The following is a 16,558-nucleotide window of genomic DNA, read 5'->3' as shown; positions in this document are numbered from 1 at the left end:
CCTTGCATTTGCGCTACACTGCGCCGCTTGTGCAGATCGATAGAATTTGAAGGACACCATGACGTTCAAGGCCCCGGACAGCCTCGCCGAGCAAATCGCTCACCACCTCGCCGAACGCATCATTCGTGGCGAAATGAAGCCGGGAGAGCGCATCCAGGAACAAAAGGTCACGCTGGCGCTCAACGTCAGCCGCGGTTCGGTCCGCGAAGCCTTGCTGATCCTCGAGCGCCGCCACCTGATCGCGATCCTGCCGCGCCGTGGCGCGCATGTCACCGAGCTGACGGCGCACAAGGTGCAGAGCCTGTGCACGCTGATGAGCGAGTTGTACATCCTGCTCGGCAACTCGGTGGCCAATGGCTGGCAGGTCCAGTCGGACATGGCGCCGTTCGTGCAGATCCAGCAGCGCCTGACCGCCAGCTACGAGCGTCAGGACATCCGCACGTTCGTCGATGACAGTTTCAACGTCATGCGCGCCGCCTATCCGTTCGCCAACAACCCGTACCTGCAAGAAACTGTCGAGAACCTGCAACCGGCCATGAGCCGTGCGTACTTCCTCGCCCTCGAACAGCGCAAGGCCGAAATGAGTGAGTTCCTCGAACTGTTCGAGCGCTTGCTGGCTGCCGTGCTCGCCCGCGATTTGCCGCAGATCCGCATCGTGCTGACGGCTTACGCCCAGCGCAGCTGCGATCTGGTGGTGTCTGCCCTGACGGTCGCCTAAGCGTGCGGCTCAAGTGCATCAAACTGGCGGGATTCAAATCCTTCGTTGACCCGACCACGGTGAACTTCCCCAGTAACATGGCGGCGGTCGTCGGGCCGAACGGTTGCGGCAAGTCGAACATCATCGACGCCGTACGCTGGGTGATGGGCGAAAGTTCGGCGAAAAACCTGCGTGGCGAGTCGATGACCGACGTCATCTTCAACGGTTCGACCAGCCGCAAGCCGGTGAGTCAGGCGAGTATCGAACTGGTGTTCGACAACTCTGACGGCACGCTGCTGGGCGAATACGCGGCTTACGCGGAGATTTCGATTCGCCGCAAAGTGACCCGCGACAGCCAGACCACTTATTACCTCAACGGCACCAAATGCCGTCGTCGTGACATCACCGATATTTTCCTCGGCACCGGTCTGGGCCCGCGCAGCTACTCGATTATCGAGCAGGGGATGATCTCCAAGCTGATCGAGTCCAAGCCTGAAGACCTGCGTAACTTCATCGAAGAAGCGGCGGGGATCTCCAAGTACAAGGAGCGCCGACGCGAGACCGAAAACCGCATCCGCCGCACCCACGAAAACCTCGCCCGTCTGACCGATCTGCGCGATGAACTCGAACGTCAGCTCGAACGCTTGCACCGTCAGGCCGAGTCCGCCAAGAAATATCAGGAATTCAAAGCCGAGGAGCGTCAGCTCAAGGCGCAACTGTCGGCCCTGCGCTGGCAGGATTTGAACGATCAGGTCGGCCAGCGCGAGTCGATCATCGGCACTCAGGAAATCAGTTTCGAAGCGCTGGTCGCTGAGCAACGTAACGCCGATGCGGCGATTGAACGCTTGCGCGACGGGCATCACGACCTGTCAGAGCGCTTCAATCTGGTGCAGGGCCGCTTCTATTCGGTCGGCGGCGACATCGCCCGGGTCGAGCAGAGCATCCAGCACGGCCAGCAACGTTTGCGTCAGTTGCAGGACGACTTGAAAGAAGCCGAGCGCGCACGACTGGAAACCGAGTCGCATCTGGGCCACGACCGCACGTTGCTGCTGACCCTCGGCGAAGAGCTGGACATGCTCACCCCCGAGCAGGAAATCACCAGCGCTGCCGCCGAAGAAGCCGCCGCTGCACTCGAAGATTCCGAAAGCGTCATGCACGGCTGGCAGGAGCAGTGGGACACCTTCAACCTCACCGCTGCCGAACCACGGCGTCAGGCCGAAGTGCAGCAGTCGCGCATTCAGCAGCTCGAAACCAGCATGGAGCGCCTGGCCGATCGCCAAAAGCGCCTCGGCGAAGAGCGTGCGTTGCTCTCGGCGGACCCCGAAGACGCGGCGATCATGGAACTCAACGAGCAACTCGCCGAGTCCGAAGCGACCCTTGAAGATTTGCAGACCAGCGAAGAAGCCCAGGTCGAAAAGCTTGAGCAACTGCGTCAGGAATTGCAGCAAGCACTGACCGCGCAGCAGCAGGCGCAGGGCGATTTGCAGCGTCTCAATGGTCGCCTTGCCTCCCTTGAAGCCTTGCAGCAAGCGGCGCTCGATCCGGGCACTGGCACCGCCGAATGGCTGAAGGAACACAACCTCGCCGAGCGCCCGCGTCTGGCCGAAGGCCTGAAGGTCGAGGCCGGTTGGGAGCTGGCGGTAGAAACCGTGCTCGGCGCCGATCTGCAAGCGGTGCTGGTCGATGATTTCAGCGGTTTCGATTTGTCCGGTTTTACTCAGGGCGATTTGCGCCTGCTCAGCCCTGGCACCGACGGTGTTCGTGTGGCGGGCAGTCTGCTGGACAAAGTCGAGGCGCAGATCGATCTGTCGCCGTGGCTCGGTCAGGTCAAACCGGTCGACAGTCTGGAGCAGGCATTGGCCATGCGCGGCCAGTTGAGCGCCGGGCAAAGCCTGATTAGCCGCGACGGCTATTGGGTCGGCCGGCACTTTCTGCGCGTACGACGGGCCAGCGAAGCCGAAAGCGGCATGCTCGCCCGTGGCCAGGAAATCGAAGCGCTGCACCTTGAGCGCGAAGAGCGCGAAGCCACGGTCGAAGCCATGGAAAACCGTTTGCAAACCCTGCGCGCGCAGCAGCGTCAGCAGGAAAACGGTCGTGAGCATCTGCGGCGTTTGCTGCAAGACGAAGCGCGCCAGCAAGGTGAACTGAAAGCGCAATTGTCCGCCGGTAAAGCCAAGGCCGAGCAGCTGACATTGCGTCGTACTCGTCTGGATGAAGAACTGGTCGAACTCGGCGAACAACGTGCGCTGGAGCATGAACACATCGGCGAAGCGCGTATGCACTTGCAGGAAGCCCTCGATGCGATGGCGCTGGACACCGAGCAGCGCGAGTTGCTGCTGGCCCAGCGCGACAGCCTGCGCGAACGCCTCGATCGCGTGCGTCAGGAAGCGCGGCAGCACAAGGATCACGCGCACCAATTGGCCGTGCGCCTGGGCTCGCTGCGCGCGCAGCACGACTCCACGCGCCAGGCGTTGGAACGTCTGGAAATGCAGTCCGAGCGTCTGACCGAAAAGCGTGAACAGCTGAGTCTGAATCTGGAGGAGGGTGAAGCACCGCTGGAAGAGCTGCGCCTGAAACTCGAAGAGTTGCTCGACAAGCGCATGACCGTCGATGAAGAACTCAAGACTGCGCAGATCGCGCTCGAAGATGCCGACCGCGAACTGCGCGACGCAGAAAAGCGCCGCACGCAAGCCGAGCAGCAATCGCAACTGATCCGTGGCCAGCTCGAACAGCAACGCATGGAGTGGCAGGCCCTGACCGTGCGCCGCAAGGCCCTGCAGGATCAACTGCTCGAAGACGGCTACGATCTCAACGGCGTGCTCGCCACATTGACGGCGCAAGCCAGTGAACGCGAAGCCGAAGAAGAACTCGAACGGATCAACGCGCGGATTCAGCGTCTGGGCGCGATCAACCTCGCGGCCATCGACGAATACACGCAACAATCCGAGCGTAAACGTTATCTGGATGCGCAGGACGCCGATCTGGTCGAAGCGCTGGAAACCCTGGAAAACGTTATCCGCAAGATCGACAAGGAAACCCGTAACCGTTTCAAGGATACCTTTGATCAGATCAATGGCGGATTACAGGCGCTTTTCCCAAAAGTTTTCGGTGGTGGACGCGCGTATTTGGAACTGACGGGCGAAGATCTACTCGATACAGGGGTGACGATCATGGCGCAGCCGCCAGGGAAGAAGAACAGCACCATCCATTTGCTCTCCGGCGGGGAAAAAGCCCTGACCGCGCTGGCACTGGTTTTTGCGATCTTCAAGTTGAACCCGGCGCCGTTCTGCATGCTCGATGAGGTTGACGCGCCGCTGGATGACGCTAACGTTGGACGCTACGCACGCTTAGTCAAAGAGATGTCGCAGACCGTGCAGTTCATCTATATCACTCACAACAAGATCGCCATGGAAATGGCCGAGCAGTTGATGGGCGTGACGATGCATGAACCGGGTTGTTCGCGACTGGTCGCGGTGGATGTCGAGGAGGCGATGGCGATGGTGGATGCCTGATTCGGCATCTTGTGGGAAAGGTATTAGGGGTTTGTAGGACTTTTTTACCGGGCTCGACTTGCTGGCCAATCGACATATTCGCGCAAGCCGATGAGACAGACGGTGTAAAGTTGTCTATGGTCGTGCTAGTTTAATGTCAATTTTTCGTATACGTGGGCAAAACGCCTGTCAGAACATAGAGTTGGCGCCACGTTTTAAAGCGGTTTGCACAGTGTAAACCCCTTATTTTTCAGCATTTTTTATAGAGGCACGGGATTACATGGAAATCGGTCTGCGCGAGTGGCTGATCGTCATCGGCATCATTGTGATAGCCGGTATTCTTTTCGATGGCTGGCGCCGGATGCGCGGCGGCAAGGGAAAACTGAAATTCCGTCTTGATCGAAGTTTGTCCAACCTGCCGGACGAGGACACCAGCCCTGAGCTGTTGGGCCCGGCCCGCGTACTGGACACACACAAGGAACCGCAACTGGACGAGCACGATCTGCCGTCGGTGAGCATGCCGGCCCGCGAAGCACGCGAGCCTCGCGAATCCGGCGCCAAACGTGGCAAGCGCGGCAGCAACGGTCCGGCCCAGGGCGACCTGAACCTCGATCTGGATCTGGACGGCGGCCCGAGCTTCAGCAGCCGTGATGACTTTGTTGAAGACGCCAAGCCAGCGCCTGCCGTGGTCGAAAAGGATCAACCGCAAGCCGAAGAAGTTCTGGTGATCAGTGTGATCTGCCGCGACGCCGCCGGCTTCAAAGGCCCCGCGTTGTTGCAGAACATTCTGGAAAGCGGTCTGCGTTTTGGCGAGATGGATATTTTCCACCGTCACGAAAGCATGGCCGGCAACGGTGAAGTGCTGTTCTCCATGGCCAACGCGGTCAAGCCGGGCATCTTTGATCTGGACGATATCGACCATTTCAGCACCCCGGCGGTGAGCTTCTTCCTCGGCCTGCCAGGCCCGCGTCATCCGAAGCAAGCCTTCGACGTGATGGTGGCCGCAGCCCGCAAGCTGTCCCAGGAATTGAACGGCGAGCTGAAAGATGACCAGCGCAGCGTTCTGACCGCGCAGACCATCGAGCACTACCGTCAGCGCATCGTCGAATTCGAGCGCCGCGCCCTGACCCACAAGCGTTAAGGCTGAAGATCAAAAGATCGCAGCCTCGTTTCACTCGACAGCTCCTACAGAGTTTTTGATTTCTGTAGGAGCTGCCGAAGGCTGCGATCTTTTGAATCCGCCGCGAATGATGTATTGAAATGGAGCAGCCTCGGCTGCTCTTTTGCTTTATGAGAGAACACCCATGACCGCCGCCAAAAACCGCATTCTAGAGCTGCGCGCTGAACTCGATCAGCACAACTACCGTTATCACGTTCTCGATGAGCCGAGCATTCCGGACGCCGAGTACGACCGGTTGTTTCATGAGCTCAAGGCGCTGGAAGCGGCCAACCCCGACCTGATCACCAGCGATTCGCCGACCCAGCGCGTCGGCAGCGTGGCGCTCACCGCGTTCACGCAGGTGCGTCACGAAGTGCCGATGCTCAGCCTCGGCAACGCGTTTGAAGAAACCGATATGCGCGAGTTCGACCGTCGGGTGACCGAAGGTCTGGATCTGCCGGCCGGCGATCTGTTCGGCGGCAGTTCGGTGGTGGAATACAGCTGCGAGCCAAAGCTCGATGGCCTGGCGGTCAGCCTGCTGTATCAAAATGGCGTACTGGTGCGCGGCGCCACGCGCGGTGACGGCACCACTGGCGAAGACATCAGCGTCAACGTGCGCACGGTGCGCAATATCCCACTGAAGCTGCACGGCGAAGGCTGGCCGGCGACCCTGGAAGTGCGTGGTGAAGTGTTCATGTCCAAGGCCGGTTTCGAGCGCCTCAACGCCTCGCAACTGGAAGTCGGCGGCAAGACCTTCGCCAACCCGCGTAACGCGGCGGCCGGCAGTCTGCGTCAGCTTGACTCAAAGATCACCGCCAACCGTCCGCTGGAATTCTGCTGCTACGGTATCGGTCAGGTCTCTCACGATATTTCCGATACGCACATCGGCAACCTCAAACAGTTGCAGAAGTGGGGCATGCCGATCAGTCATGAGCTGAAACTGGCCAAGGGCATTGGCGAGTGCCTGGATTACTACCGCGACATCGGCGCACGACGCAACTCGCTGACCTACGAAATCGACGGCGTGGTGTTCAAGGTCAACAGCATTGCCGATCAGCGTGAGCTGGGTTTCCGCGCTCGCGAACCACGTTGGGCGATCGCGCATAAATTCCCGGCTATGGAAGAACTCACCGAGTTGCTCGACGTGGAATTCCAGGTTGGCCGCACCGGCGCTGTCACCCCGGTGGCGCGTCTGAAACCGGTCAAGGTTGCGGGCGTTACCGTGGCCAATGCCACGCTGCACAACATGGATGAAGTCGCACGACTGGGCCTGATGATCGGCGACACCGTGATCATCCGTCGCGCCGGTGATGTGATTCCGCAAGTGGTGCAAGTGGTCACCGAACGCCGTCCGGAAAATGCGCGGCCGGTGGCGATCCCGGAAAACTGCCCGGTCTGTGGTTCACACGTCGAGCGCACGCAACTGATCAAGCGCAGCAAAGGCAAGGAAACCGTCAGTGAGGGCGCAGTGTATCGCTGCGTCGGGCGGCTGGCCTGTGGCGCACAACTGAAACAGGCGATCATTCATTTCGTCTCACGTCGTGCGATGGACATCGAAGGGCTGGGCGACAAGAGCGTCGAGCAATTGGTCGACGAAGGTCTGGTCAGCTCACCGGCGGATCTGTACGCATTGAAGTTCGATGACATCGTCGATCTGGAAGGCTTCGCCGAAGTCTCCAGCAACAAACTGCTGGCAGCCATCGCCGACAGCAAGACGCCGGGGCTGGCGCGCTTCATCTACGCGCTGGGCATTCCCGATGTCGGCGAAGAGACCGCCAAGGTGCTCGCACGCTCGCTCGGTTCGCTGGAACGCGTGCAGCAAGCCTTGCCGCAAGTGCTGACCTACCTGCCGGATGTGGGTCTGGAAGTGGCACACGAGATTCACAGCTTCTTTGAAGATGCGCATAACCAACAGGTGATCAGCGAATTGCTGGGCCATGGTTTGCAGATTCAGGATCAAGGCGAGTTGGGCGCCGAGTTCGCCGCAAGCACTACGCTCGGTGGCTTTCTCGACAAGCTGCACATCCCCTCGGTCGGCCCGGGCGGGGCGCAAAAACTGGCGGACAAGTTCGGTTCGCTGGAAGCCGTGATGAACGCCGACTGGCTGGACATGCGCCAGGCGTTGCCGGAGAAGCAGGCGAACTCCGTGCGTGAATTCTTTGCACTGCCGGAGCATCGTCAGCTTGCCGAGGCTTCCGAGAAGCAACTGCGTGATTTCGGCATGCACTGGCAGAGCGAGAAGAAAGTCGTCGAAGGCTTGCCGCTGTCCGGCGAGACCTGGGTGCTGACCGGCAAGGTCGAGTTGATGAGCCGCGATGTCGCTAAAGATCACCTCGAAAGTCTGGGTGCGAAAGTCGCTGGTTCGGTCTCGGCGAAAACTCATTGCGTGGTTGCAGGCCCCGGCGCCGGTTCCAAGCTGACCAAGGCCAATGAGCTGGGCGTGAAAGTGATGGACGAAGAAACCTTTATCGCCTTCCTCAAAACCCATGGCATCTCCGCCTGAATCTTCCTCGTCAGGAAGAGTGGGGCTTTGGGGAAAGCAGGGCCTTGAAGAAGTGAGGGCTTTTGTGGCGAGGGGATTTATCCCCGTTCGGCGACGCAGTCGTCGCAAAACCAGTCCGCGCGGTGTGTCTGACTGAATGAGGGCGGATGGTTTTGGGGTCGCTTCGCAACCCAGCGGGGATAAATCCCCTCGCCACAAGGGGCTGCCTGGCTCCACAGTGCTGGACAATACTTGTGGTGGTATCACCAGCAGTGCGGTTATGCGCGGGAACGATGTTGTCATGGCAATGATCTAGTCTTGGCAAGCCCCAGGGAGAGATCGCCATGTACCGCTTTTTCGAGCAGCTCAGTTCTCGCATCGTCGCGCCGTTCATGGCCGAGTCCTCACGCAACAGCAAAGTCTGGCCGTGCCGTTGCGGTCAGTCGCTGTTCTTTCGCAACAGCCAATGTCTGGCCTGCAACGCTTTGCTCGGTTATCAACCCGAAGCGAGTCGCCTGACCTCGCTGCAACCTGGATCGCAGGAGGGCACCTGCACACTGGACGCCGACCCTGATGCCGGCTTGTTTCGCCGCTGCGCCAACCTCGACACCGCCGCTGCGTGCAACTGGCTGCTGCCGTTCAACGGTCACGACGAACTGTGTATCGCCTGCAACCTCAATCGCACCATCCCCGACCTGTCCATCCCGGAAAACCCCGAGCGCTGGCGCAAAGTCGAAATCGCCAAGCGTCGCTTGGTCGCGCAACTGATCACCCTCGGCTTGCAGGTCATCCCGAAAACCGTGGATGAGGACACCGGGCTGGCCTTTGACTTCATCGGCGTCGACCTCGAAGGCAATGCGCCCATGACCGGCCACTCCAACGGCCTGATCACCCTCGACATCAAAGAAGCCGACGACGCCCACCGCGAGCAGGTGAGGACGCAGATGCACGAGCCGTATCGCACGCTGCTCGGGCATTTTCGGCATGAGGTCGGGCATTACTACTGGGATCGACTGATCGCCAATGGCTCGTGGCTCGACTCTTTTCGCAACCTGTTCGGCGACGAGCGCGCCAGCTACGCCGAGGCGCTCGACCGCCACTATCAGCAAGGCGCGCCGCTGGACTGGCCGCAGCACTACGTCAGCGCCTACGCGACCATGCATCCATGGGAGGACTGGGCGGAAACCTGGGCGCATTACCTGCACATGATGGACGCCGTCGACACCGCGCTGGGTTTCGGCATGAGCGCGCGCGAGATGGACTTCGACTATCAGCCTTTTCCGACCAGTACGTTGTACGACCCGGAACACCCCGGTGGGGAGGCGTTCCTGTCATTCGTCAACGCGTGGATCGAACTGGCAGGCATGCTCAATGAACTGTCACGCAGCATGGGTCAGCCGGATTTCTATCCGTTCGTGCTGCCGGCGCCGGCGATTGCCAAGCTGCATTTCATTCATCTGGTCATTCAGCAGGCGGGCGGCAGGGCGGATGAAGTATTAGCCGCGCAATAAGATCAAAAGATCGCAGCCTTCGGCAGCTCCTACAGGGGTATGCGCCTCATGTAGGAGCTGCCGAAGGCTGCGATCTTTATGTCCTTGAACAGACTCATGTTTTTTTATCCACCCGAACGGTTGTAACTTCGTCTCAGATAGGTACAATGGCGCGGCTCGCCGACAGGCAAGCGTCGTTATGGTGACCCCATCGGTCCCCCCGCAACGATTACCCGTGAACCTGGTCAGATCCGGAAGGAAGCAGCCACAACGGGAACATTGTGTGCCGGGGTGTGGCTGGTGGGGTTACCACCTTAACGAACAATCGAACGCTTCAACCGAACTGCATGGGTTTCGCCCACTGCGGTTTTTTTGTGTCTGCGATTTATCAAATCAGCACGAATTTCCATGTTGACGATGACCCTGTGGGAGCTGGCTTGCCAGCGGGCCATCGCTGGCAAGCCAGCTCCCACAGGGTTATGGGGTGTTTTCGGGTTTGCCGGTGTACAGCCGGATAATCTCATCAATCTCCCCCGACATTTTCATCCGCAGCAACGTGCGCAAGATCCTCTGCACTGGCACCTTCGGATCATTCCTCACATAGCAACCGACATGCTGTTCCTGCAGCACCGCCACGCCATGCAGTTGCTGCTCCGGCGTCAGGCGCTGGTTAAACCAGTCCAGCGTCCACTGGTTGCTCACGGCGTAGCGATAACGCCCGGCCAGCAGTTTTTCCAGCACCTGTTCCTGATTGCGCGCGTCTTCGCGTTGCAGTTGATCGGCATCGAACAGCGGTTGCAGGGTAGGGTAGGTGTAACCGAGTACGGTGCCGATCGACTGGCGGGGCAGGTCAGCCGGATCGAGTGTGTTCGGCAAACCCTGGCGGCTGATCAGCAAATCACGCTGAAACAACAGCGGCAGGCTCCAGATGTAATCCCCGGACTGATTCGGCAGCCACGACTGAGCGGCATAGCAACGCACATCAATCTCGCCGTGCTCCATGGCGCTTTGTACTCGGGCGCGGGGCAGGACGCTGAACTGCGCTGGCACGCCGACCTGAGTGGCCAGGCTGAGCATGATGTCGTAGAGGATGCCTTGTGTCGGTCGGCCGCGTTCGTATTGCACCATCGGCATCGCCCAGCTGTCGGGCATGGCGAAGCGCAACGGGGTTTGCGCTGCCGTCACATTCAGGCTGATCCCCAGCAGTGCCCCCACGGCCCAACGCATAAACGCTCCGGTAATTCCCGATCCCGAGCCGATAAAAGCCTCTGCTGATGCAGCTTAGCCATATTAGAGAAGGACACCGGATGCAATTTTGCCCTTGCTCCGCTAGCATTAGCCGCTTCAGCTTCCTTCGTTGCGACGGTTTTCGATGAGTTATCAGGTTCTTGCACGTAAATGGCGTCCGCGCTCGTTCCGCGAAATGGTCGGCCAGACCCATGTGCTCAAGGCTCTGATCAATGCCTTGGACAGCCAGCGGCTGCACCACGCGTACCTGTTCACCGGTACGCGGGGGGTGGGTAAAACCACTATTGCGCGGATCATTGCCAAATGCCTGAACTGTGAGACAGGTATCACTTCCAGCCCGTGTGGCGAATGTTCGGTGTGCCGCGAAATCGATGAAGGCCGTTTTGTCGACCTGATCGAGATCGACGCCGCCAGCCGCACCAAGGTCGAAGACACCCGCGAGCTGCTCGACAACGTGCAGTACGCGCCGAGCCGTGGGCGCTTCAAGGTCTACCTGATCGACGAAGTGCACATGCTCTCCAGCCATTCCTTCAATGCGCTGCTCAAAACCCTCGAAGAACCGCCGCCGTACGTCAAGTTCATTCTGGCGACCACCGACCCGCAGAAACTTCCGGCAACGATTCTTTCGCGCTGCCTGCAGTTCTCGCTGAAGAACATGACGCCTGAGCGCGTGGTCGAGCATCTGACCCACGTCCTCAGTGCCGAAAACGTGCCGTTCGAAGACGACGCGCTGTGGCTGCTGGGTCGCGCCGCTGATGGCTCGATGCGTGACGCCATGAGTCTGACCGACCAGGCCATCGCGTTCGGCGAAGGCAAGGTCATGGCCACCGACGTGCGGGCGATGCTCGGCACGCTGGATCACGGCCAGGTCTACGACGTGCTGCACTCGCTGATCGAGGGCGATGCCAAGGCGTTGCTCGAAGGCGTGCGTCACCTGGCTGAGCAGGGCCCGGACTGGAACGGCGTGCTTTCGGAAATTCTCAATGTGTTGCACCGCGTGGCCATCGCTCAGGCGTTGCCGGATGGTGTCGACAACGGCCATGGCGACCGTGATCGGGTGCTGGCATTGGCGCAGGCCTTGCCGGCCGAAGACGTGCAGTTCTATTACCAGATGGGCCTGATCGGGCGCCGCGATTTGCCGCTGGCACCCGACCCGCGTGGCGGCTTCGAAATGGTCTTGCTGCGAATGCTGGCCTTCAGGCCCGCAGACACCGCGGACGCCCCGAGGCAAACGCTAAAGCCAGTGGGGATCAGCCAGGCCACAGTTGATTCCGCAAACTCCGTGGCTGCCGCGCCTAAACCTGCGCCGGTGGTCGCTGCGGCTGTTACGCCAACGCCAACGCCAGTGGCTGCACCTGCACCTGCACCTGCACCTGCACCTGCGCCAGTGCCAGTGCCGGCTCCAGCGCCAGTCGCCGCACCGGCTCCCGAGCCTGTGGTTGCAGCTGAGCCCGAGCCTGCGCCGGAACCTGAACCCGAGCCAGTCGCTGTCGAAGCTGTCATCGATCTGCCCTGGAACGATCCGGTAGAACCTGAGCCCGAGCCGGTGCAGCAACCTGCCGTCGAGCCCATGCTGGAAACCGCCGCTGAGCAGCCTGATCTGCCGCCGATGCCGCTGCCGACCCCCGACAGCGTCGTCCCTGACGCGCCAGAGTGGGCCGCCGCGCCGATCCCTGAGCCGAGCGTTGCCGAAGTCGATGCCGCCACACCGGGCATGGACGCGGACGATGAGCCGCCGCTGGACGAGGATTACATCGAGCCGGACATCGATTCGGCCTACAGTTACCTCGACGAACTGGCCAGCGAACACGCCGCAGAGCCGGCTCCGGAACCCGAGCCAGAGCCCGCCGCGATGCCGGCCACAGGTCTGGCGTTGCAGTGGCTGGAGTTGTTCCCTAAATTGCCGATCTCCGGCATGACTGGCAGCATCGCCGCCAACTGCACATTGATCGCGGTCGATGGCGACCATTGGTTGCTGCACCTGGACCCGGCGCACAGTGCTCTGTTCAACGCCACTCAACAGCGTCGTCTCAACGATGCGTTGAACCAGTACCATGGCCGCACGCTGGGCCTGACCATCGAACTGATCAAGCCTGAGCAGGAAACCCCGGCACAGGCTGCCTCGCGTCGGCGCGTCAACCGTCAGCGCGAAGCTGAAGAATCGATCCACGGTGATCCGTTCATCCAGCAGATGGTTCAGCAGTTCGGCGCGGTCGTGCGAAGCGATACTATTGAACCTGTCGACGCTCTGGTCGCTCAGGGCTAATAACTGAAGGCGTTCGGTGTTAATCGCCGGGCGCTGTTTTTGATCCAAGTACTTTTGAGGTGATTCCCATGATGAAAGGTGGCATGGCCGGCCTGATGAAGCAGGCGCAGCAGATGCAGGAAAAAATGGCCAAGATGCAGGAAGAACTGGCCAACGCCGAAGTCACCGGTAAAGCCGGTGGCGATATGGTCACCGTGGTGATGACCGGTCGTCACGACGTGAAAAGCGTGAGCATCGACCCAAGTCTGGTTGAAGGCCTGAGCGAAGACGACAAGGAAATGCTCGAGGCCGTTGTTGCCGCCGCCGTCAACGACGCCGTGCGCAAGATCGAAGCCAACAGCCAGGAAAAAATGGGCGGCATGACTGCCGGCATGAACCTGCCAGCGGGTATGAAACTGCCATTCTGATTCGCCATCCGGCGGCAGATGAGCTACACAAAATGCCAGGCATTGCGCCTGGCATTTTTGTTTCTGGCTGATTTCAGCGTCTGTCACAAATCTTTGCCAGGCCAGGCTCCTGTAGGAGCTGTCGAGTGAAACGAGGCTGCGATCTTTTGATTCGGGCTTTTAAAATCAAAAGATCGCAGCGTGCCGCAACTCCTACATGGATAGTGTGCAGCGACGAAACATCGAACCCGCCACGGCCACAAAGGTCTGCTCCCTATACCGCCGAATTCATCGTTCAAAGGAGACGCTGACATGTCCGACCCTCTGACTCTCAACCAGCGCTTTGTGCTGGCCTCGCGCCCGGTTGGCGCGCCGACCCCCGAGAACTTCCGTCTGGAGCGCGAAGCCCTGCCGGATCTTGAAGACGGTCAGGTGTTGCTGAAAACCCTGTACCTGTCGCTCGATCCCTACATGCGCGGGCGCATGAGTGACGCTCCGTCCTACGCCGCCCCGGTACAAATCGGTGAAGTGATGACCGGTGGCGCCGTCAGCCGAATCGAGCGTTCGCGTCATCCGAAATTCCATGAAGGTGATCTGGTAGTCGGTGCCACCGGTTGGCAAAGCCACAGCATCAGCGACGGGCGCGACATCATGCCGATCCCGTCCGGTCTGCCGAGCCCGTCGATGGCCCTTGGGGTGCTGGGCATGCCCGGTATGACCGCGTACATGGGCCTGATGGACATCGGGCAGCCGAAAGAAGGCGAAACTCTGGTGGTGGCTGCCGCATCCGGCGCGGTCGGTTCGGTAGTCGGCCAGGTGGCGAAGATCAAAGGTCTGCGCACGGTCGGCGTGGCTGGTGGCGCCGAGAAGTGCAGGTACGTGGTCGAGGAATTGGGCTTCGACGCCTGCATCGATCACAAGGCTGCGGATTTCGCCGAGCAACTGGCCAAGGCCTGTCCCGATGGCATCGACATCTATTACGAAAACGTCGGTGGTCATGTTTTTGATGCTGTGGTGCCGCTGCTCAATCCCAAGGCGCGTATTCCGCTGTGCGGCCTGATTGCCGGTTACAACGCCCACGAAGCACCGCAAGGCCCGGATCGTTTGCCGATGCTGCAACGCACGTTGCTGACCAAGCGTGTGCGGATTCAAGGCTTCATCGTGTTCGATGACTACGGCGATCGTCAGCCGGAGTTCATCAGCCACATGGTGCCGTGGGTGCGCGACGGCAAGGTCAAATTCCGTGAAGACGTGGTGGAAGGCCTGGAGCAGGCACCCGAGGCGTTTATCGGTCTGCTGGAAGGACGCAACTTCGGCAAACTGGTCGTGCGGGTTGCCCAGGACTGAGTATTTGACGCTGGCCAGAGGCGCGGGTATAAACCGCGTCTCGTTGTTTTGTCGGACTTTTTACCCATGAGCTTCAGCCCTTTGATTCGCCAACTGATCGACTCCCTGCGAATTCTGCCGGGTGTGGGTCAGAAAACTGCCCAGCGCATGGCGCTGCAGTTGCTCGAACGTGACCGCAGCGGCGGTACGCGCCTGGCCCAGGCGCTGAGCCAGGCCATGGAAGGGGTGGGGCATTGCCGCCAGTGCCGTACGCTGACCGAAGACGATCTGTGCCCGCAGTGCGCCGATACCCGCCGCGACGACACGTTGCTGTGCGTGGTTGAAGGGCCGATGGATGTTTACGCGGTCGAGCAAACCGGATTCCGTGGTCGTTACTTTGTGCTCAAGGGGCATTTGTCGCCGCTGGACGGCCTCGGGCCTGAGGCCATCGGCATTCCGCAATTGATCACGCGGATTGAAGAGGCGGGCACGTTTACCGAAGTCATCCTGGCCACCAACCCGACGGTGGAAGGTGAGGCGACGGCGCATTACATCGCTCAGTTGCTCAACAACAAAGGCCTGATCGCTTCGCGAATTGCCCACGGTGTACCGCTGGGTGGCGAGCTGGAGCTGGTGGATGGTGGCACGCTGGCGCATTCGTTTGCCGGGCGTAAACCGATCGCTCTCTGAAAAAAGCAAAAGATCGCAGCCTTCGGCAGCTCCTACAGGGGAATGCATTTCAACTGTAGGAGCTGCCGAAGGCTGCGATCTTTTGATCTTCTGCATCTTGAAAACCAAGCAAGCGCTCGGTTAACGTCGGCGAACTCTTCGATGGAGTTCGCCCATGCCTGCCTTTCAGGAATACTTCGACCCCAGCCACCAAATGGTCCGCGACAGCGTCAGACGTTTCGTCGAGCGCGAGGTGCTGCCGGATATTGATGCGTGGGAAGAAGCCGAAAGCTTCCCCCGTGAGCTGTACCTGAAAGCCGGTGCCGCCGGCATCCTCGGCATTGGCTACCCCGAAGCACTGGGCGGTAGCCACGAAGGCGATCTGTTCGCCAAGGTTGCCGCCAGTGAAGAGCTGATGCGCTGCGGCTCTGGCGGCCTGGTGGCCGGGCTGGGTTCGCTGGATATCGGCCTGCCACCCATCGTCAAATGGGCGCGACCTGAAGTGCGCGATCGCGTTGTGCCGCAAGTGCTCAGCGGCCACAGGATCAGCGCGCTGGCCGTCACCGAGCCCGGCGGCGGCTCCGATGTCGCCAACCTGCAAACCTGCGCCGTGCGCGACGGCGACTTCTACCGCGTCAGCGGCAGCAAGACCTTTATCACCAGCGGCGTTCGCGCCGACTTCTATACCGTCGCGGTGCGTACTGGCGCGCCGGGTTTTGGCGGCATCAGCCTGCTGCTGATCGAGAAGGGTACGCCGGGGTTCACCGTTGGCCGGCAGTTGAAGAAAATGGGCTGGTGGGCGTCGGACACGGCTGAATTGTTCTTCGACGATTGCCGGGTGCCTGTAGGAAACCTGATCGGCGCCGAGAACATGGGCTTCGCCTGCATCATGGGCAACTTCCAGAGCGAACGGCTGGCGTTGGCACTGATGGCCAACATGACCGCGCAGCTTGCGCTTGAGCAGAGCCTGAAGTGGGCACGCGAGCGTGAAGCGTTTGGTAAGCCGATCGGCAAGTTTCAAGTGATCAAGCATCGCCTCGCCGAAATGGCCACGGCGCTGGAAGTGTCGCGCGAGTTCACCTACCGGCAAGCGGCGAAAATGGCGGCGGGGCAGAGTGTGATCAAAGAGATTTCCATGGCCAAGAATTTTGCCACGGACACCTCGGACCGGATCACCACCGAGGCCGTGCAGATACTCGGCGGGTTGGGTTACATGCGTGAAAGCCTGGTGGAGCGGCTGTACCGGGATAACCGCATCTTGTCGATTGGCGGCGGGACGCGGGAGGTGATGAACGAGATCATCAGTAAGCAGATGGGGCTTTAGAAGCAAAAGATCGCAGCCTT

Annotated in this window: 11 protein-coding genes and 1 other RNA gene; 11 read left to right on the top strand and 1 reads right to left on the bottom strand. The window is 60.4% G+C overall.

Annotated elements, in window-relative coordinates:
* Positions 1-58: 58 nt before the first annotated feature.
* The 6 genes from ICA15_RS02240 (at position 59) to ffs (ending at position 9,625) form a co-directional block, all read left to right on the top strand.
* Positions 59-718, top strand: a complete 660-nt coding sequence (locus ICA15_RS02240) for a GntR family transcriptional regulator (RefSeq protein WP_042558520.1) — start codon at positions 59-61, stop codon at positions 716-718.
* Between the two features lie 2 nt (positions 719-720).
* Positions 721-4,209: a chromosome segregation protein SMC gene (gene smc / locus ICA15_RS02235; protein ID WP_210553595.1), complete on the top strand. Its 3,489-nt coding sequence runs from the start codon at positions 721-723 to the stop codon at positions 4,207-4,209.
* A 259-nt stretch (positions 4,210-4,468) separates the two neighbouring features.
* On the top strand, positions 4,469-5,329 hold the full coding sequence (gene zipA, locus ICA15_RS02230) for a cell division protein ZipA (protein ID WP_150616729.1): 861 nt from the start codon (positions 4,469-4,471) through the stop codon (positions 5,327-5,329).
* Between the two features lie 163 nt (positions 5,330-5,492).
* Positions 5,493-7,850 (top strand): NAD-dependent DNA ligase LigA, encoded by a 2,358-nt coding sequence (gene ligA, locus ICA15_RS02225; protein WP_210553594.1) that lies wholly within the window; start codon positions 5,493-5,495, stop codon positions 7,848-7,850.
* Between the two features lie 323 nt (positions 7,851-8,173).
* Positions 8,174-9,340 (top strand): putative zinc-binding metallopeptidase, encoded by a 1,167-nt coding sequence (locus ICA15_RS02220; RefSeq protein ID WP_210553593.1) that lies wholly within the window; start codon positions 8,174-8,176, stop codon positions 9,338-9,340.
* Positions 9,341-9,528: 188 nt separating this feature from the next.
* Positions 9,529-9,625, top strand: an RNA gene (gene ffs, locus ICA15_RS02215) — signal recognition particle sRNA small type.
* A gap of 171 nt (positions 9,626-9,796) precedes the next feature.
* Here the strand turns inward: ffs and ICA15_RS02210 are convergent.
* Entirely contained in the window at positions 9,797-10,546 is a 750-nt protein-coding gene (locus tag ICA15_RS02210; protein WP_210553592.1) for a substrate-binding periplasmic protein, read from the bottom strand.
* A gap of 145 nt (positions 10,547-10,691) precedes the next feature.
* On the opposite strand from ICA15_RS02210, the gene dnaX reads away from it, so the two are divergent.
* The 5 genes from dnaX to ICA15_RS02185 all read left to right on the top strand — a co-directional run bounded on the left by dnaX (position 10,692) and on the right by ICA15_RS02185 (position 16,538).
* A complete protein-coding gene (gene dnaX / locus ICA15_RS02205; protein WP_210553591.1) occupies positions 10,692-12,833 on the top strand; it encodes a DNA polymerase III subunit gamma/tau in 2,142 nt (713 codons plus the stop codon).
* A gap of 68 nt (positions 12,834-12,901) precedes the next feature.
* Positions 12,902-13,240 (top strand): YbaB/EbfC family nucleoid-associated protein, encoded by a 339-nt coding sequence (locus ICA15_RS02200; RefSeq protein ID WP_042558527.1) that lies wholly within the window; start codon positions 12,902-12,904, stop codon positions 13,238-13,240.
* 291 nt (positions 13,241-13,531) lie between these two features.
* Positions 13,532-14,566 (top strand): NADP-dependent oxidoreductase, encoded by a 1,035-nt coding sequence (locus tag ICA15_RS02195; RefSeq protein WP_150601365.1) that lies wholly within the window; start codon positions 13,532-13,534, stop codon positions 14,564-14,566.
* Between the two features lie 66 nt (positions 14,567-14,632).
* Positions 14,633-15,235, top strand: a complete 603-nt coding sequence (recR, locus tag ICA15_RS02190; RefSeq protein WP_150601366.1) for a recombination mediator RecR — start codon at positions 14,633-14,635, stop codon at positions 15,233-15,235.
* 154 nt (positions 15,236-15,389) lie between these two features.
* Positions 15,390-16,538 carry an acyl-CoA dehydrogenase family protein gene (locus tag ICA15_RS02185; protein ID WP_210553590.1) on the top strand — a complete coding sequence of 383 codons (1,149 nt, stop codon included), beginning with the start codon at positions 15,390-15,392 and terminating at the stop codon, positions 16,536-16,538.
* Positions 16,539-16,558: the final 20 nt, after the last annotated feature.

Origin of the sequence: Pseudomonas sp. P116, assembly GCF_020149425.1 — a bacterium.
Lineage (GTDB): Bacteria > Pseudomonadota > Gammaproteobacteria > Pseudomonadales > Pseudomonadaceae > Aquipseudomonas > Aquipseudomonas anatoliensis.
Note: the sequence above shows the minus strand (reverse complement) of the source record. Positions and strands in the feature narration are given on the sequence as shown.